The sequence below is a fragment of the Williamsia sp. Y844 genome (genome assembly GCF_056786475.1).
The window spans coordinates 178952-201059 of record NZ_JBXCJB010000003.1 but is presented as its reverse complement, the minus strand read 5'-3'; the positions used below and the strand labels follow the sequence as shown (position 1 = coordinate 201059).

At 65.0% G+C, this 22108-nt stretch carries 19 protein-coding genes; 6 read left to right on the top strand and 13 right to left on the bottom strand.

Annotated elements, in window-relative coordinates; all coding sequences use genetic code 11:
• The first annotated feature begins 82 nt into the window (after positions 1–82).
• Positions 83–826: a peroxide stress protein YaaA gene (gene yaaA / locus AC1TQG_RS17735; protein ID WP_482139113.1), complete on the top strand. Its 744-nt coding sequence runs from the start codon at positions 83–85 to the stop codon at positions 824–826.
• A gap of 17 nt (positions 827–843) precedes the next feature.
• On the opposite strand, the gene AC1TQG_RS17730 is transcribed toward yaaA, so the two are convergent.
• From AC1TQG_RS17730 to AC1TQG_RS17715, 4 genes are all read right to left on the bottom strand, one after another.
• Positions 844–2349, bottom strand: a complete 1506-nt coding sequence (locus tag AC1TQG_RS17730) for an MFS transporter (protein WP_482139112.1) — start codon at positions 2347–2349, stop codon at positions 844–846.
• A gap of 74 nt (positions 2350–2423) precedes the next feature.
• Positions 2424–3662, bottom strand: a complete 1239-nt coding sequence (gene cobA / locus AC1TQG_RS17725; protein ID WP_482139110.1) for a uroporphyrinogen-III C-methyltransferase — start codon at positions 3660–3662, stop codon at positions 2424–2426.
• Between the two features lie 57 nt (positions 3663–3719).
• Positions 3720–3968, bottom strand: a complete 249-nt coding sequence (locus tag AC1TQG_RS17720) for a hypothetical protein (protein ID WP_482139109.1) — start codon at positions 3966–3968, stop codon at positions 3720–3722.
• Positions 3965–4924 (bottom strand): acyl-ACP desaturase, encoded by a 960-nt coding sequence (locus tag AC1TQG_RS17715; RefSeq protein ID WP_482139107.1) that lies wholly within the window; start codon positions 4922–4924, stop codon positions 3965–3967. Before AC1TQG_RS17715 ends, AC1TQG_RS17720 begins: the two co-directional genes overlap by 4 nt.
• Before the next feature lie 100 nt (positions 4925–5024).
• On the opposite strand from AC1TQG_RS17715, the gene AC1TQG_RS17710 reads away from it, so the two are divergent.
• Positions 5025–5687 carry a response regulator transcription factor gene (locus tag AC1TQG_RS17710; protein ID WP_482139105.1) on the top strand — a complete coding sequence of 221 codons (663 nt, stop codon included), beginning with the start codon at positions 5025–5027 and terminating at the stop codon, positions 5685–5687.
• A 5-nt stretch (positions 5688–5692) separates the two neighbouring features.
• Here the strand turns inward: AC1TQG_RS17710 and AC1TQG_RS17705 are convergent, their stop codons facing one another.
• The 6 genes from AC1TQG_RS17705 to mqo are packed head-to-tail and all read right to left on the bottom strand — an operon-like array spanning position 5693 to position 13260.
• A complete protein-coding gene (locus AC1TQG_RS17705) occupies positions 5693–7312 on the bottom strand; it encodes a GAF domain-containing sensor histidine kinase (protein ID WP_482139104.1) in 1620 nt (539 codons plus the stop codon).
• Positions 7309–8748, bottom strand: a complete 1440-nt coding sequence (locus AC1TQG_RS17700) for a cobyrinic acid a,c-diamide synthase CobB (protein ID WP_482139102.1) — start codon at positions 8746–8748, stop codon at positions 7309–7311. Before AC1TQG_RS17700 ends, AC1TQG_RS17705 begins: the two co-directional genes overlap by 4 nt.
• Positions 8742–9356 (bottom strand): cob(I)yrinic acid a,c-diamide adenosyltransferase, encoded by a 615-nt coding sequence (gene cobO / locus AC1TQG_RS17695; protein ID WP_482139100.1) that lies wholly within the window; start codon positions 9354–9356, stop codon positions 8742–8744. Before cobO ends, AC1TQG_RS17700 begins: the two co-directional genes overlap by 7 nt.
• A 48-nt stretch (positions 9357–9404) precedes the next feature.
• Positions 9405–11303, bottom strand: a complete 1899-nt coding sequence (locus tag AC1TQG_RS17690) for a VWA domain-containing protein (RefSeq protein ID WP_482139098.1) — start codon at positions 11301–11303, stop codon at positions 9405–9407.
• A gap of 4 nt (positions 11304–11307) precedes the next feature.
• Positions 11308–11763, bottom strand: coding sequence for a GNAT family N-acetyltransferase (locus AC1TQG_RS17685; RefSeq protein ID WP_482139096.1), 456 nt, complete (start codon positions 11761–11763; stop codon positions 11308–11310).
• 12 nt (positions 11764–11775) lie between these two features.
• A complete protein-coding gene (gene mqo / locus AC1TQG_RS17680) occupies positions 11776–13260 on the bottom strand; it encodes a malate dehydrogenase (quinone) (RefSeq protein WP_482139882.1) in 1485 nt (494 codons plus the stop codon).
• 207 nt (positions 13261–13467) lie between these two features.
• Between mqo and AC1TQG_RS17675 the strand changes: the two genes are divergently transcribed.
• Genes AC1TQG_RS17675 through AC1TQG_RS17665 form a run of 3 tightly spaced genes read left to right on the top strand, consistent with a single transcriptional unit; the run spans position 13468 to position 17651 of the window.
• On the top strand, positions 13468–14484 hold the full coding sequence (locus tag AC1TQG_RS17675; protein ID WP_482139094.1) for an alpha/beta hydrolase: 1017 nt from the start codon (positions 13468–13470) through the stop codon (positions 14482–14484).
• Complete coding sequence (locus AC1TQG_RS17670; RefSeq protein ID WP_482139092.1) at positions 14477–15871, top strand: mycothione reductase; 1395 nt, start codon at positions 14477–14479, stop codon at positions 15869–15871. The genes AC1TQG_RS17675 and AC1TQG_RS17670 overlap by 8 nt, the downstream gene beginning before the upstream one ends.
• Positions 15872–15923: 52 nt before the next feature.
• Positions 15924–17651, top strand: coding sequence for an HNH endonuclease signature motif containing protein (locus AC1TQG_RS17665; protein WP_482139090.1), 1728 nt, complete (start codon positions 15924–15926; stop codon positions 17649–17651).
• 4 nt (positions 17652–17655) lie between these two features.
• Here the strand turns inward: AC1TQG_RS17665 and AC1TQG_RS17660 are convergent, their stop codons facing one another.
• The 3 genes from AC1TQG_RS17660 to map form a co-directional block, all read right to left on the bottom strand.
• Complete coding sequence (locus AC1TQG_RS17660; protein ID WP_482139088.1) at positions 17656–18477, bottom strand: alpha/beta fold hydrolase; 822 nt, start codon at positions 18475–18477, stop codon at positions 17656–17658.
• A 78-nt stretch (positions 18478–18555) separates the two neighbouring features.
• Complete coding sequence (locus AC1TQG_RS17655; RefSeq protein ID WP_482139881.1) at positions 18556–20073, bottom strand: cobyric acid synthase; 1518 nt, start codon at positions 20071–20073, stop codon at positions 18556–18558.
• Between the two features lie 21 nt (positions 20074–20094).
• The gene (gene map, locus AC1TQG_RS17650) at positions 20095–20958 is read right to left on the bottom strand and encodes a type I methionyl aminopeptidase (protein ID WP_482139086.1); all 864 of its coding nucleotides are present in this window, start codon (positions 20956–20958) and stop codon (positions 20095–20097) included.
• Between the two features lie 95 nt (positions 20959–21053).
• Here map and AC1TQG_RS17645 point away from each other — a divergent pair, with 95 nt between their 5' ends.
• On the top strand, positions 21054–22106 hold the full coding sequence (locus AC1TQG_RS17645; RefSeq protein WP_482139084.1) for a heme/hemin ABC transporter substrate-binding protein: 1053 nt from the start codon (positions 21054–21056) through the stop codon (positions 22104–22106).
• Positions 22107–22108: the final 2 nt, after the last annotated feature.

Below are 22108 nucleotides of genomic sequence, written 5' to 3'. Positions count from 1 at the left end.
CTCTCGAACCGGGACAAGCGCAGGCCCTCCGAGCAGACCGGGCCGGGGCGGTGGCCGGGGTGGACCGATACGGTCTATCACTGTGTTGATCGTGCTGCCCCCCTCAGAGACCAAGGCCACCGGTGGCCGTGGCGCTCCCCTCGACCTCGACCTGCTCTCGCTGTCCACCCTGACGCCGCTGCGCCGCAAGATCGCCGACGCGCTCGTCACGGTGGCCGGCGACGCGGCGGCCAGTCAGAAGGCGCTGGGGCTGGGCGTATCCCAGTTCGACGAGATCGAGCGCAACGCCCAGTTGTGGTCGAGTCCGACCTGCCCGGCGATCGAGCGGTACACGGGCGTGTTGTTCGACGCCCTCGACTTCAAGTCACTGACGCGGTCCGCGAAAGCGAAGGCCGCAGATCGGTTGGCGATCGGTTCGGCGCTGTTCGGTGTGGTGCGCGCTACCGACCCAATTCCCGCATATCGGCTGTCGGCCGGGTCGAAACTGCCCGGATTCGGCACCCTCGCGGCCAACTGGAAGCCGGTGCTCACCGATGCGCTCGTCGGCCTGGACGAGGATCTGATCGTCGATCTGCGGTCAGGTGGCTACCAGCAACTGGGACCGGTCCCCGATGCCATCACGGTCACCGTGCTGACCGAGGCAGCGAACGGCACCCGGACGGTGGTCAGCCACTTCAACAAGCATCACAAGGGGGTGCTGACGCGATCGCTGCTCGGCTCCCGCAAGCAGGTACGCGACGTCAACTCGTTGGCGGCGGTTGCCGTCGCGGGCGGTCAGCGTGCCGAGATCGGCTCGGACCGCGAGCTGATCATCCTCACGGACTGACCGGCTTCGACCTGCGCTCAGGCCGTCAACTCGTCGGGATCGACCGAGGTGTGGGCGACTTCTTGGGCCGCCTGCCCTTCAGCCACGTCCTCCGGTGTGAAGCGCATGAACAGGACGACGATTCCGGCCGCAACCGCGATCAACGCGCAGCAGACGAAAGCCAGTCCGTAGCCGCTTGCCAACGCATCGAGCTGGCTCGCATCCATCTCGTCGATCGGCCCGGTGGTCCCGCCTTCGGAGAGGGTGCGGCTGGTCACCATCGCGCCGACCGCGACCAACGCGATCGCACCACCGAGGTTTTGGGCCACCTGGGCAAGAGCGGTCAGCGGGCCGATCTCGTTGGGGCCGACTCCGGCCACCACCGACAGGGTGAGCGGGATGACCGCCATGCCGACGCCTGCACCGATCACGACGACCGGCACAAAGATGTGAGGGAAGTACGCCGGGGCATCGCGCGCGATGCTCGCCGCGTACGCGCAGCCGGCAACCACCACCAGACCGCCGACGAGGACCAGCCAGCGTGGCTGGTATCGGAGCGCGAGTTTGGAGGCGATGGCCGCCGCGGTACCGAGCCCGAAGGCAAAGGGCACCACTGCCATACCGCTCTGGATCGGCGAATACTTCAGGATTCCCTGCAGGTACAGCGAGATGAACACCGCCATGCACATGATGATGGCGCCGGCCAGCAGGATCGCCACCAGCGCCGCCACCCGGCTGCTGTTGGCGAACAGTGAAAACGGCAGGATCGGATTCGCGGCGCGGCGCTCGACGAATACGAACGCGATCAGCGAGACCAGTCCGACGATCAGCGGGATCACCACCACCGGACGCAGCCAGCCGCCCGGTCCTTCGTTCACAGCCAGCACGACCAGGGTGCAGCCCAGCGTTGCCAGGACCGCGCCCTTCACATCGAGGGACATCCGCTCGCCCTGCGATTCGCGCAGACACATGACCGCCCCGAGCACGACCAGCAGGCCGATGGGCACATTGATCAGGAACACCAGGCGCCATGAGAGTTCGGTGAGCACTCCGCCTGCGATCAACCCGGCGACCGATCCGATGCCGGTCATCGCCGCATACACGGCAAACGCCTGGTTCCGTGGCTTGCCGGGCGCAAATGTGGTCGCGACCAGCGCCATCGCGGTCGGTGCGGCCACCGCCGCAGACGCACCTTGCAAGGCGCGTCCGATGATCAGGCTGATCGGATCCCAGGCCAGACCACACAGCAGTGAGGTGACCGTGAACGCGGCAACACCGGCGACGAACATACGTTTACGACCGAAGGTGTCACCCAACCGTCCGCCCAGCAGCATGAGGCCACCGAAGGCCAGCACGTAGGCGGTGATGATCCAGGCGCCGCCGCTGTCGGACAGGCCCAGCGCGTTCTGGATTCTGGGGAGCGCCAGCGCCGCGACCGTGCCATCGAGCACGACCAGCAGTTGCATTCCGCCCAGCACGGCGATCTGCGGGCCCCACACACGGGTCTGGCCGACGTCAGCGGCCACGGCTGGTGATGAGGTCATGGGGATCGAGGCTACCGGTGCCGGACTCCCGCTTCACAATCATGGTTGTAACGATCGCACGGTGGATCGACGTGTCACAGCGCCGCATCAAAACCGGCAACCGGTCCGATGACCACGATCGCGGGTGGCCGGACCTGCGCGTTCTTGGCGTCCACCGCAGCCTCGCCGAGCGTTGTCCGGACTACCCGCTGGCTGCTCAGTGTGGCGTTTTCGATGATGGCAACCGGGATCGTCGCGTCACGGCCGCCATCCATCAGCGCGTCGGCGAAGATGTCGAGACGTTCGACCGCCATCATCAGGACGATGGTCCCCCGCATCTGCGCCAGTGCCGGCCAGTTGACCAGGGAATCGGGGTGATCAGGCGGGATGTGCCCGGAAACGATCACGACTTCGTGGGTCACGCCTCGGTGGGTCACCGGGATGCCGGCCGCCGATGGTCCGGCGATGGCACTGGTGATCCCGGGGACCACGGTGACCGGGACGCCCGCGGCAACGCACGCCTCGAGTTCTTCGAAGCCGCGCCCATAGACGTACGGATCGCCGCCCTTGAAACGGACCACGAACTTGCCTGCCTTGGCACGGTCGATGAGGACGTCGTTGATGGCCTCCTGCTTCATCGCACGGCCGTAGGGCACCTTCGCGGCATCGATGATCTCGACGTGGGGCCCCAGTTCGGCCAGCAATGCCGGTGGCGCGAGCCGGTCGGCGACCACAACATCGGCAGCGGCAAGTAGACGTCGTCCCCGCACGGTGATCAGATCCGGGTCGCCGGGTCCGCCACCGACCAGCGCCACACCGGCCGGCTGCCGTTCCTGAGCGGCGGCTTCGAGCCCGGCTGCGCCGAGCTCTCCGCCGCCGAGCGCCTGACCGATGGCCGTCCGCACGGCGGCCGAGCGACGGTGATCACCAGCTGCCAGGACGCCGACCGTCAGATTGTCGTGACGCAGCGAGGCAGGCGTGACGGCGGTGCCGTGGCGGGCGTCGTCGGCGCGGACACAGAAGATCCGGCGCTGCTCGGCCTCGGCAACCACGGCGGCATTGACGTCCGGGTCGTCGGTAGAGGCCAGGGCGTACCACGCGCCGTCGAGGTCACCGGGTTCATAAGGACGGGCGTGCAGGGTGATGCCGGGAAACGACTCCACCGTTGGCGTGGCCTCCGGTGTGATCACGTGGATGTCGGCGCCGCTGTCGGCGAGTGTGCCGAGCCTGCGCTGCACCACCGAGCCGCCGCCGATGATCACCACCCGCCTGCCAACAAGATTCAGCCCGACGAGGTAGTGGTCGTGGCCCATCTCGGGTGTCGATTCGGTCATGCGTAGACCGTACTGTGGGCCTTCGGCGGCAATTGAGTGGACACCGACCACGCAGTCTCAGAGAGGCAGTTCCCCGGTCTCCCGGATCCGGGCCCACACGTCGGCGGTGGGTATCCCCTGCCGATGTGCAGCCGATGCGATCATCCGGGCCAACATGCGCGAGGCAAGGTATTCGGTTTCGGTACTGTCCGCGGAATCCGCACGGATCTGGTTCCACCAGCTGATGTTCCCGCAATGCGCAGCCTCTGCCATCGCGATCACCGCGTCGAACGGAACCTTCCGTTGCCCGACGTCCTCGATTGTCACGACGCTTCCCGTTCATCGCGTGCGAGCATGCGCGCACGCGACCGTTCGAATCGATCGACTTTGCCTTGCAGGTCTTCGAGGAATACGGCCAACTCGTCGCGGGTGCGTTCGCCTTCGGGACCGAAATCGTTGCGCTCGAATATGTTCCACTTGCGCAGGACCGGTTCGACAACCTCGTGCAGGTGCTGCGGGAGATCGTAGATCCCGGCCTTGGCGATCAGCACGGCGTTGCGACGGAACCCCGGCATCGAGGCACCCGGCATCTGGAACATGGACAGGACCAGGGCAATCGCCTTGATGGTCTGATCGGGAGTCAGGTCGAGCGCGCCTGCAAGGATGTTGCGATAGAACAGCATGTGCAGGTTCTCGTCCGCGGCAACCCGCGCGAGCATCCGGTCAGCGATCGGGTCGCCACATGCCTTGCCCGTGTTGCGGTGTGACACGCGCGTCGCGAGTTCCTGGAAGGTGACGTAGGCCACCGCAAACAGCATGTCCGAGGACCGATCTCGATCCCCGTCGTCGGCGGGCATCGGGTTGAAACCCTGGGTCATGTGGATCATCCGGGCTTCTTCCAACGCCACCGGATCGACACCACGGGTGACGACCAGGTAGTCACGCATGACCACGCTGTGCTTGTTCTCTTCCGCGGTCCACCGGCCCACCCAATAACCCCAGGCGTCGTCGAGGGTGAAGTTCTGCGCTATCACCCGGTGATAGGACGGCAGATTGTCCTCGGTCAGCAGGTTGGTGAACATCGCCGCCTTGGCCGTCTCGTCCAACTGGGACTGGCTCGGATCCCAGTCGATTCCACCGAGTGCGGCGAAGTTCCGTCCCTGATCCCACGGCACGAAGTCGTGCGGGTGCCAATCCTTCGACATCGCCAGATGCCGATTGACCTCTCCTTCGCAGACAGGCAACAACTCGCGCAGCAGATCCGACCCGGACATCGTTTTCATGCATCCGAGTCTGCCTCCGGACATCTTGTCCGCGCGTGGGTCAAAAGTCCCTGTTCACCGGGGCGATCGCCTCGTTTTGTGGTGCGGTACTTTGAAATCCATGACGGCGAAAATCAGGGCATTTCTGGTCGATGATCACGAACTGGTACGCCGCGGGCTCCGCGATCTCCTCGGGACGGCAGACGACATCGAGGTGGTCGGTGAGGCCTCAAGTGTCAGTGAGGCATTGGTTGCGATCACCGCCGCGGTCCCCGACGTGGCCATCCTCGACGTCCGGCTGCCCGACGGCAACGGCGTCGAGTTGTGTCGCGAGATCCGCAGTGCCACACCGTCGGTTCAGTGTCTGATGCTCACCTCTTACGCCGACGACGAGGCGTTGCTGGCGGCCGTGATGGCCGGCGCCGCCGGGTTCGTCCTCAAGCAGATCCTGGGGCACAACCTGGTGGCCGCGGTGCGCACGGTCGGCACCGGTGGATCACTGCTCGACGCCGGGAGCACCGCCGCGTTGATGGCCAAACTGCGGGCCGACGGCAACGGCGTCGATCCACTCGCCGAGTTGACCGGTCAGGAACGTGAGGTCTTTGCACTCGTCGGCGAGGGGATGACCAACCGCCAGATCGCGGCGAAGATGTTCCTCGCCGAAAAGACCATCAAGAACTACGTGTCCCGGATCCTTGCCAAACTCGATCTGCAGCGGCGGACACAGGTTGCGGTGATGGCCACCAAACTGAAGGAAAAGAACGAGCGCGGCCGTCAGTCCTAGCGGAGTTACAGCGGCACGGTCCAGCTGATCGTGGTCCCGCCGCCGGCGGTGTCGGAGATGGCGAACGTGCCATCGTTCTGTTCGGCCCGGCGCGCGAGATTGTTCAATCCGCTGTGCGCCACGGTCGCACCGATCCCTGTTCCGTTGTCGGTGATCGAGATACTCAACACTTCGTCCGCAGAGACGAGGACGTCGATCCGTTCTGCCTTCGAATGCCGTAGCGCATTGGAAATTCCTTCGCGCAGAACAGCTTCGATATGCCCATCCAGCCGCGACGGGACCAGGGTGTCGACGGGTCCGGCAAAGCGCACCGACGGTGAGATCGGTGCATGAGCCGACAACTCCGTGACGATGTCCAGTGCCCGACGCCGCAAGGTGGCCGAATCCTGTGCGCTCTCCCCCGAGGTGTTGAGATCGAAGATCGACGTGCGAATTTGCTCGACGGTCCGGTCCAGGTCGACGATCGCCTGGCTGAGCTGACCATCGTCACCGATCCGAGACGAGAACGACTGCAACGACATCCCGATCGCGAACAACCGCTGGATCACGTGATCATGGAGGTCCCTGGCGATCCGGTGGCGATCGGTGAGCATGTGCATCTCCCTGGTCACCGCCTGCTGCAGCTCGTATGCCAGTGCCATCGAGGCGATGTCGGCCGTGGCGATCAGACCCGACTCCTCCTCCTCGGCCCACACGGGACGCGCGGTGTGCGTCAGCATCATCACGCCGAAACGCCCACCGGCGCGCAGCAGCGGCACCATGCTCACCCACGCCGCCCCGCCGCGCACCAACGGTGCCGGGACATCAGTTGCCGGGGCGACCTCGATACCCGAGAACTGACCCAGCTCGAATGCGCCCAAACGCGGTAGTTCGCCGGTGTGCGCCAGCACGTTGGCCCGATTGTCATCGGTCCCGAGAATGAAAACGTCTGTGGCGCCGGCCAAGTCCGCAAGGTCGACGGCCAGCGCGGTGAGGGTGTCCTCGAGCGCGGCCCCCACCAGCGGTCCGGCTCCCCGGCGCGCGAGCATCCGCATCCAGCGTTCCCGCGTGCGTGCACTCTCGAACAGCCGGGCGTTGTCGATCGCGACACCGGCCGCCGCCGACAGCACCCGTACCGCCACCTCATCGGCTTCGTTGAAACCCCCGCCGGTGACCTTCTCGGTGAGATAGATGCTGCCGAACACCGCGCCGCGGACGATGATCGGCGCCCCGAGGAACGTCGCCATCGGCGGATGGTTGGCGGGGAATCCCACCGCGCTCGGGTGCGCACCCAACTCGTCGATACGCAGCACCTGCGGATGGTTGATCAGCAGCCCCAGCACACCACGGCCCACCGGCAGATGGCCCATCGTCGCCCGCACCTGAGGTTCGATGCCCGTGTGAACAAAAGCCGAGAGCTGCCCGTCATCACCGCGCACACCGAGCGCGCCGTATCGGGCATCGAGTGCATCCACGGCGACATTGATGATCCGCTGCAGGGTGGCGTCGAGATCCAGGCCACTGCCGACCGCCAGCACCGCTTCGAGCAGCTCCCGCATGACCACCGGACTGTCGCTGAGCTCGGACATGTCGATCCCGGCCAACAGGCCCGCCGTCAGATCCAGCTCCGCTGATCCACCGCTCATCGCTGCTCCACAGGGGCTCGGCGCGCGGCAGCCACCAGACGCGACACCGCCTCCGGATTTCCCGCCGGATGCGTGTGCAGGTACGACGCGTGAACCTGGGCACCCGGCCGAGCCGACGTCCAGCCTTCCCTCTCGGCCACCCCGTCCCGGCGCCAGCCCCAGGCCGAGGGAACCGAATCATCCACTGCCGTAACCGTGGTGCGATGGAACTCGTGTCCCCGAACCCTCGTGCCTGCGGGGAACAACACGGAATCGGTGATGGCCACCGCATCGCGATAGCCCAACGTCAGCCTCTTGCCGAACGTGCCCCGCAACGGCAGCACTCCGGCCATCGCGTGGTTGTCGAGACTCTGCGACAGATACAGCAGGCCTGCGCATTCGGCATGGATCGGGATCCCCGAACCGGCCGCCGCACGCAGCGCGGTGAGCAGCGGTCTGTTCGACGCCAACGCCGCGGCGTGTTCTTCGGGGAATCCGCCTCCGATCACCACTGCCGTGCAACCGTCCGGGAGGAGGTCGACCACCGGATCGAAGGTGACCACGTCGGCACCGGCCGCCCGGAGCAGTTCGCTGTGCTCGGCATAGCCGAATGTGAACGCCGCACCGGCGGCAACCGCGATCACCGGCCGCGGGCCCTGCTGTTCCGGTGTTCCGACCTCCTCATCAGCAGACCAGATCGGACCGGAACGGCCGGCAGGCCCGATGTCGGCCGCCGCCACCAGTGCCGGCACATCCACTGCGCCACCGACCAATTCGGTCATCGCGTCGATGGCGGCAATTGCTTCGGGGCCGCGTTCGGCGGCCGGGATGAGTCCGAGGTGACGCGAGGGCACCGCCATCTCCGGGTTACGCGGCACCGCACCGAAAACCTGAAGTCCGGCGCGGTCGCAAGCCTGTCGCAATACGTATTCGTGTCGCGGTGATCCCACCCGGTTGAGGATCACGCCACGGATGTCGATGCCCGGGTCGAAGCTGACGAACCCGTGCAGGATCGCTGCCAGGGACTGGCTGTGCCCGGATGCGTCCACGACCAATACCACCGGCGCCCCGAGGAGGTTGGCCACCTGCGCGGTAGATCCGGGAGCGATCGCGGGCATGTGGTCTTCGGTGATCCGGCCATCGAACAGGCCCATCACGCCTTCGATCACCGCGATGTCGCATCCGGTCGAACCCGATCGGTACAGCGGACCGATCCGTTCCTCGCCGACCAGAACCGGATCGAGGTTGCGGCCCGGCCGACCGGCGGCGATGCCGTGGTAGCCGGGATCGATGTAGTCCGGCCCCACCTTGAACGGTGCGACCTGATGCCCCGCCCGCGCCAGCGCACCGATCAAACCCGTTGTGATCGTGGTCTTTCCACTCCCTGATGACGGGGCCGCGATCACTATCGCAGGGGGAGACGAGCTCACTATCGCAGGGGGAGACGAGCTCACCATTCGATGCCCTTTTGACCTTTGCGCCCGGCGTCCATGGGATGGCGCACCTTCACCATCTCCGTGACCAGGTCGGCGGCCTCGATCAGCGCGGCAGGCGCCCGCCGACCGGTGATCACCACATGTTGCTTACCCTCGCGGCTGCCCAGCACGTCGAGGACATCGTCGAGATCGATCCATCCCCAGTTGATGGGATACGTGAACTCGTCGAGGACATAGAACTGATGCTCCCCCGCGATGATGCGTCGGCGGATCTCGGCCCATCCCTGCGCAGCCTGCTCGGCATGGTCGGCATCGCCGCCTGCGTGGCGTATCCACGACCAGCCCTCGCCCATCTTGTGCCACTGCACCGGACCGCCCTGACCGGTGGTGCTGTGGAGCTCTCCGAGCGCGATGAGCGCGCTCTCCTCGCCGACCTTCCACTTCGCGCTCTTCACGAACTGGAAGACGCCGATGTCCAGACCGGCGTTCCAGGCGCGCATGGCCATTCCGAAGGCCGCGGTCGACTTACCCTTGCCGTCGCCGGTGTGCACAGCGAGCACCGGCTGATTGCGCCGCGCACGTGTGGTCAGTCCGTCGTTCGGAATAACAGATGGAACACCCTGGGGCACAACATTTCCCTTCTACACCACGACTCGCCGAGGACTCATCCGAGTCGCTCATGCCGCCGATCTGACAACTGCGGCGACGCCACCGGCGGTCAGATCGGCAAGCTGCACACAATCGCCACCCAACTGGCCGGCCAGCGACCGGGCCAGACCGAGGCGGACCAAACCCTGTTCACAGTCCACCACGATCGCCGACGTGCCGTCACGACGCAGTCGGTCTGCGGCGGCACCGGCGCGAGCCAGGGCTCCGCTTCCCGAGGTGGCCCGGCCGTCGGTCAGCACAACCATCAGCGGTCGCCGGTTCGGTTCTTTGTAAGCATTGCGGCGCACCACGTCTCGAGCCGCGATCAGCCCTTCTGCCAGCGGCGTCCGGCCACCCGTCGACACACCGGTCAGCCTGCGCACAGCGGCGTCCACCGAACGGGTGGGTGGCACGGTGACCTCGGCGCCTGCGCCTCGGAGGGTGACCACCGCGACGCGGTCGCGGCGCTGATAGGAATCGGTGAGCATCGACACGACCGCGCCGGACACGGCATCGAGTCGCTTGCGCGCGGTCATCGAACCCGACAGGTCGAGCACGAACACCACGAGATTGCCCTCTTTGCCCCGCCGCTCGGCGTACCGGATGTCTTGCGGCAGCACGTGCAGTCGGGCCTGACCGCGTTCGATGTGCTCGTCGGCGGCCGCCAGGATCGTGCCCATCAGGTGCACCCCATGGCCGCCATCGCGCACCCCACGGAGAGCCTGTCCCCGACTGCTCAGCGACGGTGACCGTCGCCCCGGTTCGCCGTTGCCGACGCCGGTGGCGCGCAGTGCCTTTACCGCGCCACCACGGCGGTCCGGCGAGAAACCCGGACCCGGTGGTGGCACACCACCGCCTCCGGGGTTGTCCGGATCGGGATCAGGTTCACCGGATTCGGGCGCCCCGGCATCGGGTGGTGCCGAATCCTGTGGTGCCGATTCATTTGGGGCATCGTTGTTCTCGGTGCCGGGGTCCTGTGGCGCCTGCTGATCAGCCCTCTCGAGGGCATCGTCGATCTGCTGCTCGGTGAGGCCGGGTTCATCGAACGGATCTCGCCGACGTCGGTGCGGCAGTGCCAATTCGACGGCGCGGCGAACATCGATGTCCTCGACCTCCACAGCTCCGCGCCACGCAGCATGGGCCCGGGCAGTGCGGGTGACCACCAGGTCGCCCCGCAGACCGTCGACCTCGAGCTCAACGCAGATCGCCGCGATCCGGTGCAGCTGCGCAGTCGGAAGGACAACCGATTCAAGTGCAGCCCTTGCCTTTTCGATCGCAGCGGCGATCTCGGCGTCGGCGTCGGCGTACTCCGCAGCGAATCCCGCGGGATCGGATTCGAACGCCATCCGGCGTTCGATCACCGCAACGCGCTGCGACACCTCGCGCGGTGCGGTCACATCGACGGCCAGCCCGAATCGGTCCAGCAGCTGCGGTCGCAGCTCACCCTCTTCGGGGTTCATCGTGCCGACCAGAACAAATCGCGCAGATTGGGTGTGCGACACACCATCTCGTTCGATGACCACCCGGCCGGTCGCAGCCGCGTCGAGCAGCACGTCGACAAGATGATCGGCGAGGAGATTGACCTCGTCGATGTAGAGGACTCCGCCATCTGCATGTGCCAGCAGCCCGGGGGTGAAAGCCTTTGCCCCTTCGGCGAGGATCTTCTGTAGATCCAGCGAACCGATCACACGGTCCTCGGTGGCACCGATCGGTAGTTCGACAACCGTCGCCGCGGAATCCCCGTGCCCGGGCAGCAATGGACCCAGTGCACGAACCACCGTCGTCTTGGCTGTCCCCTTCTCGCCGCGGATCAGCACCCCACCGATCGACGGTGCGATCGCGGACAGGATCAGAGCAAGCTTGAGCTGCTCCGATCCGACCACCGCGCTGAACGGGAACCGGATATCCGGTTCCGCCCGAGTTGTCACACCGTCAGCGATATCCGCCACGCTTCATCGGCGTATGCGGGACACCGTCGAGAAGGTATTCCTCACCATCGACGACAAACCCGTGCTTGGCGTACATATCGACCAGGTAGGTCTGTGCGTGAATATTGCACAGGTCTGATCCGACGTCGGCCAAAGCGGTCTGCAGCAGACGACTGGTGTGACCTTGGCCACGACGCGAACGCTCGGTGCAGAGTCGGCCGATCCGGAACGACTTGCCACCGTCGTGCTCTTCGATCAGACGCAGGGTGCTGATGATCTCGCCGTCTTCTTCCAGCCACAGGTGCCGGGTGTCGGGATCGAGGTCGCGACCGTCGAGTTCGGCGTACGGACAGGCTTGTTCGACGACAAACACCTCCAGCCGCAACTGGAAAATCTTGTACAGCGTCGGCATGTCGATGTCCTGGGCCCAGCTGCGGTGCAGGCTAGCGGTGGCTGTCATATGGGATACCTATCACACGCCGGCAGGTGCTGCCAGGTGAGCAGATGCCTCACCGGTGCCCTGACCGTTGTTGTCGACCAAGTTCAGTACTTTCGATGACCAATCCCACACCTGACCGAACAGATCGGGGTTGTCGTTCAGCTTGGTGCCGTACGACGGGATCATCTCGGTGAGCAGTGGCTCCCAGGACTGGAAATGCTTCGGGAAGCAGCGTTGCAGGACGTCAAGCATGGCCGGGACCGCCGTCGAAGCGCCCGGTGAGGCACCCAGCAGACCCGCGATGCTGCCGTCCTCGGCAGCGATCACCGCGGTGCCGAACTCGAGCGCACCGCCGTGACCCTTCTTCCGGATGACCTGCACCCGCTGACCGGCGACAATCATTTCCCAGTCCTCGGCAGCAGCGCGCGGCACGAACTCGGACAGTGTCTCCACGCGGTCCGCGGGACCGGCGGCGAGTTCACTGATCAGGTACTTCAGCAGACCGAATTCCTTGGGAGCGATCGACAGCATCGGGATCGCGTTGCCCGGCTTGATCGACGCGAGCAGGTCGGTGTTCTTGCCCTCTTTGAGGAACTTCGGCGACCAGCCGGCGTAGGGACCGAACAGCAGGCCCGCGGTGCCGTTGATCACGCGGGTGTCGAGGTGCGGGACCGACATCGGAGGTGCGCCCACCGCCGCCTTGCCGTACACCTTGGCGCTGTGCTCGGCGATCAACTCTTTGTTGGTGCAGCGGAAGAACGCGCCACTGACCGGGAAGCCACCAAATCCCTTGGCCTCCTTGATGCCCGACTTCTGCAGGAGCTGCAGTGCGCCACCACCGGCACCGACGAACACGAAGCCCGCCTTGACGGTGGACTTCTCCTTGGTACGCAGGTTCTTGATCTTCAGCTGCCAGCTGCCGTCCGATTCCTTGTTCAGGTTCGTGACGGAATGACCGAAGTTGACGGTGGCCCCGGAGCGACCGACAAAGCCGAGCAGTTGCTGGGTCAGTGCACCGAAATCGACGTCCGTGCCGCCGGTGAACCAGTTGAGCGCCACCGGATCCGAGAAGTCGCGACCGGCCGACATCAGCGGCAGGCGCTTGGTGAACTCGGCGGGGTCGGTGATGTATTCCATGCCCTTGAAGAGGGTCTCCCCGGCAAGGTTGTCGTAACGCTTGCGGAGATAATCGACGTTCGACTGGCCGTGAACAAAGCTCACATGCGGGATCGGGTTGATGAACTCCTCGGGAGAGGAGAGCACACCGGTCTCGACCGAATTGGCCCAGAACTGCCGAGACACCTGGAACTGTTCGTTGATCGTCAGCGCCTTGGTGATGTCGACATCGCCGTCAGCGGTCTGCGGGGTGTAGTTCAACTCACACAACGCTGAGTGACCTGTACCCGCGTTATTCCACGGATCACTGCTCTCGGCAGCGGCCGCGTCGAGTCGCTCGAAAATGCTGATCGACCATTCCGGCTGCAGACGATGCAACAGCGTCGCCAGCGTGGCGCTCATGATTCCGGCGCCTACCAGCGCAATGTCGGTTGTGATCACTCCACCGTCGCGCGGGGTTGCAGACTCAGACACTCCAGCTCAACTTCCTGTTCCAGCCTATCTACGTGTGGCGACCATTGTCTCTCATCAGTCCCGGTGCACTGCAACTGGTCCGCCCTTGCCGCACCACGACGCCGCCGCCCGCGGCGCTGGCTACAGTGAACAACCGTGGCACCTTCATCCTGGCAGCCCGACGCCCTCGGCCCGGACTTCTCGACACTGACCTTCGACCTGGGAACCGATCCCGACGGAGAAGGCGAGATCGTCGCAACCCTGATCCGGCACCAGCGGCCCGAGGCGACCACGGCAGCAGTCCTCTATGTCCACGGATTCACCGACTACTTCTTCCAGCGCGAACTGGCTGAGTTCTTCACCTCGCGCGGATACGCATTCTATGCGTTGGACCTGCGTAAATGTGGCCGTTCCCAACGCCAGGGACAAACGCCACACCAGATCACCGACCTGGCGGCCTACGACACCGAACTCGACCTGGCGATGGCCCAGATCAACTCCGACACCGCCTCAGCGCCGGTGATCGTCGTCGCCCACTCCACCGGAGGCCTCGTCACTCCACTCTGGCTCGACCGGCGCCGCGCGCGTCCCGGTACCGCGGTCGGCAGGCCGGCCGGGCTGATCCTCAACTCCCCCTGGTTCGATCTGCAGGGTGCACCGCTCCTGCGCACCGTCGGAACCACGGTGATCAATTCGGTCGCCCGCGTTCGGCCGACGACAGCCATCCCGCGCAAGCTCGAGGGCGCCTATGGCCGAAGCCTGCACAACTCGGTGTACGGCGAATGGGACTACGACCTGAACTACAAACCGCTGGACGGATATCCGGTGACCTTCGGATTCCTCAGCGCGGTCCGCCACGGCCAGGCCCGCCTGCACCAAGGCCTCGACGTCGGCGTCCCGTCGTTGGTGTTGCGCTCCGACGCGACCACTCTGGCCGGGCCCGGCCCGGACGGCGTGGTTCCGCACATAGATTCGGCCGACGGTGTGTTGGACACCCGCCAGATCGCGCGTTGGGCCGGGTGCCTGGGCAACCGCGTCTGCGTGGTCCCCGTACCCGGCGCGCGGCATGACGTCTTCTTGTCGAAAACGGGCGTACGCGAACTCGCGTACGCCGAGATGGACAACTGGTTGCAGAGCAACCAAAAACGAATACGAGGTGGACAGAATGCCTGAACCGACATTGGTTGATCTGGCGATCATCGGATCGGGTACCGGTAATTCGATTCCCGACGAGCGGTTCGAAGACCAGCAGATCGCGATCTTCGAGGAGAGCATCTACGGCGGGACCTGCCTGAACGTGGGTTGCATCCCCACCAAGATGTTCGTCTACGCCGCCGAGGTCGCCGAGACCATCCGCGAAGGCGCCCGTGTGGGTGTCACCGGCTCGGTCGACAAGGTCGATTGGCCGGGCATCGTGCACCGCGTCTTCGGACGCATCGACCCGATCTCCGCAGGCGGCAAGCGCTACCGCGTGGAGGACTGCGACAACATCACGGTCTATTCCAGCCACGTGGAGTTCGACGGTGTCGATGCCGACGGACGATACCGTTTGCGCACTGCGGCAGGCGATCTCGTTCTGGCCACCAAGGTTGTCATCGCTTCGGGTTCGCGGCCGGTGATACCCGATGCCATCACTGACAGCGGCGTAAAAGTACACACCAACGACGACATCATGCGACTGCCGGAGGTGCCCGAACATCTCATCATCGTGGGCAGTGGCTACATCGCGGCCGAGTTCGCCCACGTCTTCGGGGCACTGGGTTCGAAGGTGTCGATCATCGCGCGCAGCGGTGCACTGCTGCGGGCCCAGGACCACGACATCTCCGCACGATTCACCGAGATTGCCACCGAGGCTTGGGATGTGCACCTCAACTCCAAGCTGACCACCCTCAAGCCCATGGAGCGGGGCCTTCGGATGGAACTCGCCGACGGCACCGTCCTGGACGCCGACGCATTGCTTGTCGCTGTCGGCCGGACACCGAACTCAGACAAACTCGGGCTCGAGACCATCGGGGTCGGAGTCGACGACGAAGGCCGGATCCGGCGTGATGCGTTCGGCCGCACGGCAGCTCGAAACGTATGGACGCTCGGTGACGTCAGTTCGGCGTACCAGCTCAAGCATGTCGCCAATCACGAAGGCCGCATTGTGCAGGCAAACCTGTTGCGGGACTGGAACGGAACCGATCTCGACTCCTTCGACAACCGGTTTGTCCCGGGTGCGGTCTTCACCCACCCTCAGATCGCATCAGTTGGGATGACCGAACACGAAGCCGCCGCTGCCGGTCTCGACATCACCGTCAAGGTCCAGGCCTACGGCGACGTCGCCTACGGCTGGGCAATGGAAGACACCACCGGCCTGTGCAAGGTGATTGCGGAAAAGGGCACCGGCCGGATCCTGGGTGGCCACATCATCGGGCCGCAGGCGCCGACGGTGATCCAGCCGCTGATCCAGGCGATGTCCTTCGGCACCGACGCGCACACCTTGGCACGCGGCCAGTACTGGATCCACCCCGCGATGCCCGAGGTTCTCGAGAACGCACTGCTCGGCCTGGAGATTTAGTCGGTCCTCCTAACAGAATCGAATGTCAGACCCCTCGGATAGCATCGCATGTATGTTCGAGGGGGAGATCGAAGATGCAGGTGGGGACGATGAGATCGGCCCTGCCCATCTGCTGCGTCCAAACGAACTGTTACGCAACACCGACCTGGCGATGAAGCGGCAGAGTCGGATGGAGTGGGAACGCTATACCGCCGCTGCGGAGTTGCACCGTCAGTTGGTCCAACCGTCCGCAGGCACCGAGGTCGAGATGCGGGCGCTCGATCCGTTTGCCCAGTGTGCTGCGAGATTGTCGGCAGCTCAGGGAATCACGCAGCAAGCTGCGGAACGTCAGATCAACTGCGGGCTTGCGTTACGGGACCGACTCCCCCAGGTCAACGCTCTGCTCAAGGCAGGACGGATCCGTGTTCACCACATCGCAGACATCATTTCCCGGACTGATCTGATCGACGGTTCGGAGCATATGGCCGACATTGATCGTGAGATCGCCGAACACCTGCGCAGGCGCGGCTCGTGGTCGAAGCCCCGGATGCGGGACATGGTTGATGCCACCATCTTCCGCCGTGACCCTGACCTTGTGCGCAACAACCGGCAGGACGCGAAGAAGAATCGTGGGGTGTGGGGTTCGAACGCCGACCACGGCATGGCCGTGATGGACGCCCACGGCACGGCGGAAGAAATGACGATGATCATGGCCCGCCTGGAGAAGCTGGCTATGTCGACCTGCAAAGCTGATCCGCGCCGCAAATCCGACCGGATGGCCGATGCACTGTTCGCCACAGTGATGGGCCGCGAGTTCTACTGCCAGTGTCCCAACGACCCCAAACATCCGTGCACCGCCGAGATCACCACCGTCCCGGCCGATCAGGTGGTCTCGGGTGTTGATGTGAAGATCGTGCTCCACGTGATCACCGATCAGGCCACCCTGGACGGCACTGCCGACAATCCCGGGTTCTTGGACGGGCACGGGGTGATCTCCGGCGACCATGTCCGCGATATCGCAACCCGGCCGGAGTCGATCACGCGGCCGATCGGCAACAAGGCCACGCATCCCGGCGGCAGCATGCCGGCGGGCAACCGCAAGACCCGTCGGTCGAAGAAGGCGCGGGCGATCAAGAAGATGTTTGCCCAGGCACCGCCGATTCCCGACGTCGCGGACTTCCCGGATTCGTCCGAAACAGTGGAAGTGCCGTGGGTGCAGGTGGTTCCGGTGCCCGCGACCCAGCCCGGCGACAAATACCGGCCCTCAGCTGTGCTCGACAGCTATATCCGCATCCGAGATGTCTACTGCATGTGGCCCGGTTGCAACCACAACGCCTGGGGCGCCGACCTGGATCACACCTGCGAGTACAACCACAACGATCCCGAGGCCGGTGGCTGCACCCATCCGTCAGAAATGAAGACGCTGTGCCGTTTTCATCACCTGCTCAAGACCTACTCTGACTGGCTAGATGATCAGTATCCTGACCCCTCGACCGGTCGTACCCGCCTGGTCTTCACCACCCCCGAAGGACGCCATTACCACGGCCCAGGCTGGACCGGCGACGATCTGTTCCCGACGCTGCGGCTGATCGTCTTCGACAACCAACGCGGCTCACCAAGCCTGCGGCCGCCAACACGACCAGAATCAGGTCAGCACCGCAAACAGTCGCGCACCATCGCGAAACACGCACGCCGCCAACAAGAACGACTTGCGAACCGTCGACAGCGTGAACTGGAAGCGCAACTCACCCGTGAACTCCGCGAGGAACGGGGACGAAACTGTCCGCCACCGACGTACTAGATCCTCACCAGACGGATGAACGCAGTGCGACCTCGCTGGCAACGGCGGCGGGGGCGTTCTGCGGGATCCAGTGATCCATCCCCTCGAGCGCGGAGAAGCGGAAGTCGGAGTAGACGAATCGTCCACTGGCCTCGGCCTGTTCACGTCCGAGGGCGGCGTCGCCGTCGCCCCAGAGTACTGTGGTCGGCGCCTCGATCGGCCCGCAGGCGAGGTTGGTCTTGATGTCGCCGGTGAAGTTGGCGCGGTACCAGTTCAACGCCGCCGTCAGTGCCGGTCGCTCGGTCAGGGGCAGAACGCTGTCGTCGGGCACGAGATCGCGGAGGATCTTCGCGTTGTCGGCCAGCATCACGTCCTCGGCCCCGGTCTTCACGAAATCGAGGATGTACGCCGAGCGGTCGCGCTGGTCACTGGATGCCAGTGACGCCGCAATGGCCGACGGATGGCCGACGCTGATCGCAACGAGTCCGGTCACCCGGTGCGGATGCTTCGATGCCAGATGCCAGGCGACCAGCGACCCGAGATCGTGGCCGACCACCATCGTGTAGCCGACACCGAGCGCATCGAGGATGCCGATCGCGTCGGCAACCAGATACTCGAGCTGATAGTTCTCGGCGCCGTCGGGCCTGGCGCCGGCGCTGTAACCACGCTGATCAGGGACGATCGTTCGGAGGCCGGAATCGTGCAATCGGCCGACCACATGGTCGAAACAGGCTCCGGTGGTCGGGAATCCGTGCAAGAGGAGTACGGACGGCCCGTTTTCTGGGCCACCGATCCGGACGTCGAATTCCAGGTCGCCCACAGTGATGCTGCGGTGTTCGATGCTCACCTGCGTCAGCCTACGTGCCGAGACCCTCGCCGCGGGTGAACTCGACACCACATCGGCGATGGGTCGGAGTCTTGTTGATCAGGTCAACGCGGTCGTGATCACCGGCAATCCGCTCGGCGCCCCATTGGCGATGATCTCGCTCACGCGATCGAAATCGAGGTGTGTCTCCACCAGATCGGCGATCAGATCGAGCTGAGCCATGCGCGCGGCTTCGAACGAGACCCGGCCGGCCACGAAACCGGCCAGCCCCGCCTGCTCCGCCACCCGCATCAGGTACTCCCGACGGAACTCGTCGCAGGCGAGCAGTCCGTGCCAATGCGTGCCGACGACCACACCCGCGACGCTGCCCTCCGGACCGAAATCGTTGTCGGTGAGCAACGCGGCATCACCGCTGCCGACGACCCGCCCGTGATGGATCTCGTAGCCGTGCACCGGTTTTCCGAATGCGGAACCGCTGACCTGTCGAAGAATCTTGTCGGTCTCGAACCGCACCCGCAGATCGAGGAGACCGAGCCCCTGTACTGCTCCCGCGCTGCCTTCGACGTTGTCGACGATTTCCCGTCCGAACATCTGATAACCACCACAGATGCCGAGCACCGACTTGCCCTGACCAACCCGGTTGATCAACTCGGTATCGAGGCCTCGGGATCGCAACCAGGCCAGATCCGAGACCGTGGCCTTGCTGCCGGGCAGCACCGCAAGATCTGCCGTCGCCACCGCGGCCGCGTCGTCGACCCACCGGACATCGACACCCGGCTCGCACGCCAACGCCTCGACGTCGGTCGAGTTCGAGATCCGTGGCAACCGGATCGCAGCCACCGACAGGCGATCGGTACCCACCGCCGGGGCGGCACGGCCGACCGTATGACCGACCACCGAGGCCAGGGAATCCTCCGCATCGAGCCACAAACCCTCGGCAAAGGGCACCACACCCAGCGTCGGTCGGCCGGTGAGTTGTTCGAGCTGCACCAACCCTGGTTCCAGCAGCGAAACAGATCCGCGGAATTTGTTGATCACGAACCCGGCTATGCGGGCCTGATCCGAAGGACTCAGGCACGCCAGTGTGCCGAACAGATGGGCCAACACTCCCCCGCGATCGATGTCGCCGACCACCAGCACCGGCAAGTCCGCGGCCTGCGCCAGGCCCATGTTCGCGATGTCGGAGCGCCGCAGGTTGATCTCCGAGGGAGACCCCGCACCTTCACAGATCACCACGTCGAAATCAGCACGCAGAGAAGCCAATTCCTCGGCGACGATCTGAGCCAATGCCGTCCGCCGCGTGTGATAGTCGGACGCGCCGACCGTTCCGTCCACCCGGCCGCGCACCACCACCTGCGATTGGCTGTCACTGCCGGGTTTGAGGAGCACCGGATTGAACCGGACCGACGGCGCCAGACCACAGGCAGCGGCCTGCATGGCCTGCGCCCGGCCGATCTCACCGCCATCGAGTGTGACCGCAGAGTTGTTCGACATGTTCTGCGCCTTGAACGGCGCGACCGACACACCGCGTCGATGCAGCGCCCGGCACAGACCGGCAACGATCAGGCTCTTACCGGCGTCGGAACTCGTTCCGGCGACCAGCAAAGCGCCCCGGATCGGCTGCGGGGCCGACACCGATCAGGCGTCCGGCAAAGTCAAGATCTCGGCGCCCGAGTCCGTGACAACCAGTGTGTGCTCGAACTGAGCGGTCCACTTCTTGTCAGCGGTCACCACGGTCCAGCCGTCGTCCCAGATGTTGTATTCGAGCCCGCCCAGGTTGATCATCGGCTCGATGGTGAACACCATGCCCGATTCGATAACCGTGTCGATGTTGGGCTGGTCGTAATGCAGGATCACCAGGCCGTTGTGGAATGTCTCTCCGATGCCGTGACCGGTGAAATCGCGGACCACGTTGTAGCCGAACCGATTTGCATACGATTCGATGACCCGGCCGATCACGTTCAGTTCCCGGCCCGGACGCACGGCCTTGATTGCGCGGGCGGTGGCCTCTCGCGTGCGATCGACCAGGTCGACCACGTCCTGCGCCACGTCACCGGCGAGGAACGTCGCGTTGGTGTCTCCGTGCACTCCGTTGATGTAGGCGGTCACGTCGATGTTGACGATGTCGCCGTCCTCGATCACCGTCGAGTCCGGGATGCCATGACAGATCACCTCATTGAGCGAGGTGCAGCACGATTTGGGAAAGCCCTTGTAGCCCAAGGTCGACGGGTACGCGCCGTGGTCGATCATGTACTCGTGTGCGATCCGGTCCAGCGCGTCGGTGGTGACACCCGGCGCGACGGCCTTACCGGCCTCGGCGAGCGCATTGGCAGCGATCTTGGACGCCAGGCGCATCTTCTCGATGGTTTCCGGGGTCTGCACCCACGGTTCATCGCCTTCTTTGGCAGTGGATTTCCACACATACTCTGGTCGAGCGATGTTGCTGGGGACCGGCAGTGTGGGTGAGATCTTTCCGGGGGCGAGGGCGGCACGAACTGGCATGCGCTCCAGCCTAGCCCGCGAAGGCGACCGCAATGCCCGAGGCCACGAAACGACAAGTAAGGTTATGCTTACATACCTTTGAGATGGAGTGGTGCATGACACACAACCGGGGGCCGGTACTGCGCGGCCGCATAGCCGTCACCGCACTGCTGGTTGTCCTGACATGTGGAATGGCGGGCTGCTCCACGGCCCCGATGACTGATTCGGCCACGAGTTCGGCAGCGCCCGATGAGTTCCTGCGATCCGGCTCGCAGACCGCGGTCATCGACGGACCCGTCGTCGAACCGGTCGCCGCCAACCCGAGACCGGTCCTCCCGGTGACCGTCCCCTCGCTCGGCCATGGCGACGTCACCGTGACCGACGTCAGCCGGATCATCCCGATCGACCGCGGCGGAACGATCGCCAACATCGTCTACTCGCTGGGTCTGGGCCCCAACGTGGTCGCCAAATCGCGCGCCGCCGGTATCCCCGAAGCAGTAAACCTGCCGACGATCACCGACACCGGCCATTCGGTCAACATCGAAGCCGTTCTCCAGCAGAATCCAACCGTGGTGCTCATCGACGAATCGACAACGCCGCCGGGAACAATCGACCAGTTGATCGCGGCGGGCCAGACCGTCGTGGTCCTGAGCAGCGAGCGCACCCTCGCCACCACCGGAACCATGATCCGGGATGTCGCCACGGCGCTCGGAGTCCCCGACGAAGGCGAACAACTCGCAACCCGCACCGACGACCAGATCAAGGCTGCGCAAGAACAGGTCCCGGACGATGCCCGCGGCGCGAAGATGGCTTTTCTGTACCTCCGCGGACCGCGCCTGCAATTGCTCGCCGGCCCCAACTCCGGTGCCGATGACCTGATCACCGCGCTCGGGGGTGTCGACGCGGGCACCGCTGCCGGACTCACATCGGCATTCACCACGGTCAACACCGAAGCCATGATCAACGCGGACCCGGACGTGATCATCGTGATGACACAGGGCGCCGACTCGGTCGGCGGCCTCGACAAGGTCGCCACGTTGCCTGGACTGGCGCAGACCGACGCCGGACGCGACAACCGCGTCGTCCAGATGGATGAAGCCGAGGTCCTCACCTTCGGACCCAACACCGGCCGGGTGCTCGCAGCCCTGTCCCAGGCGATCTACCGGTGACA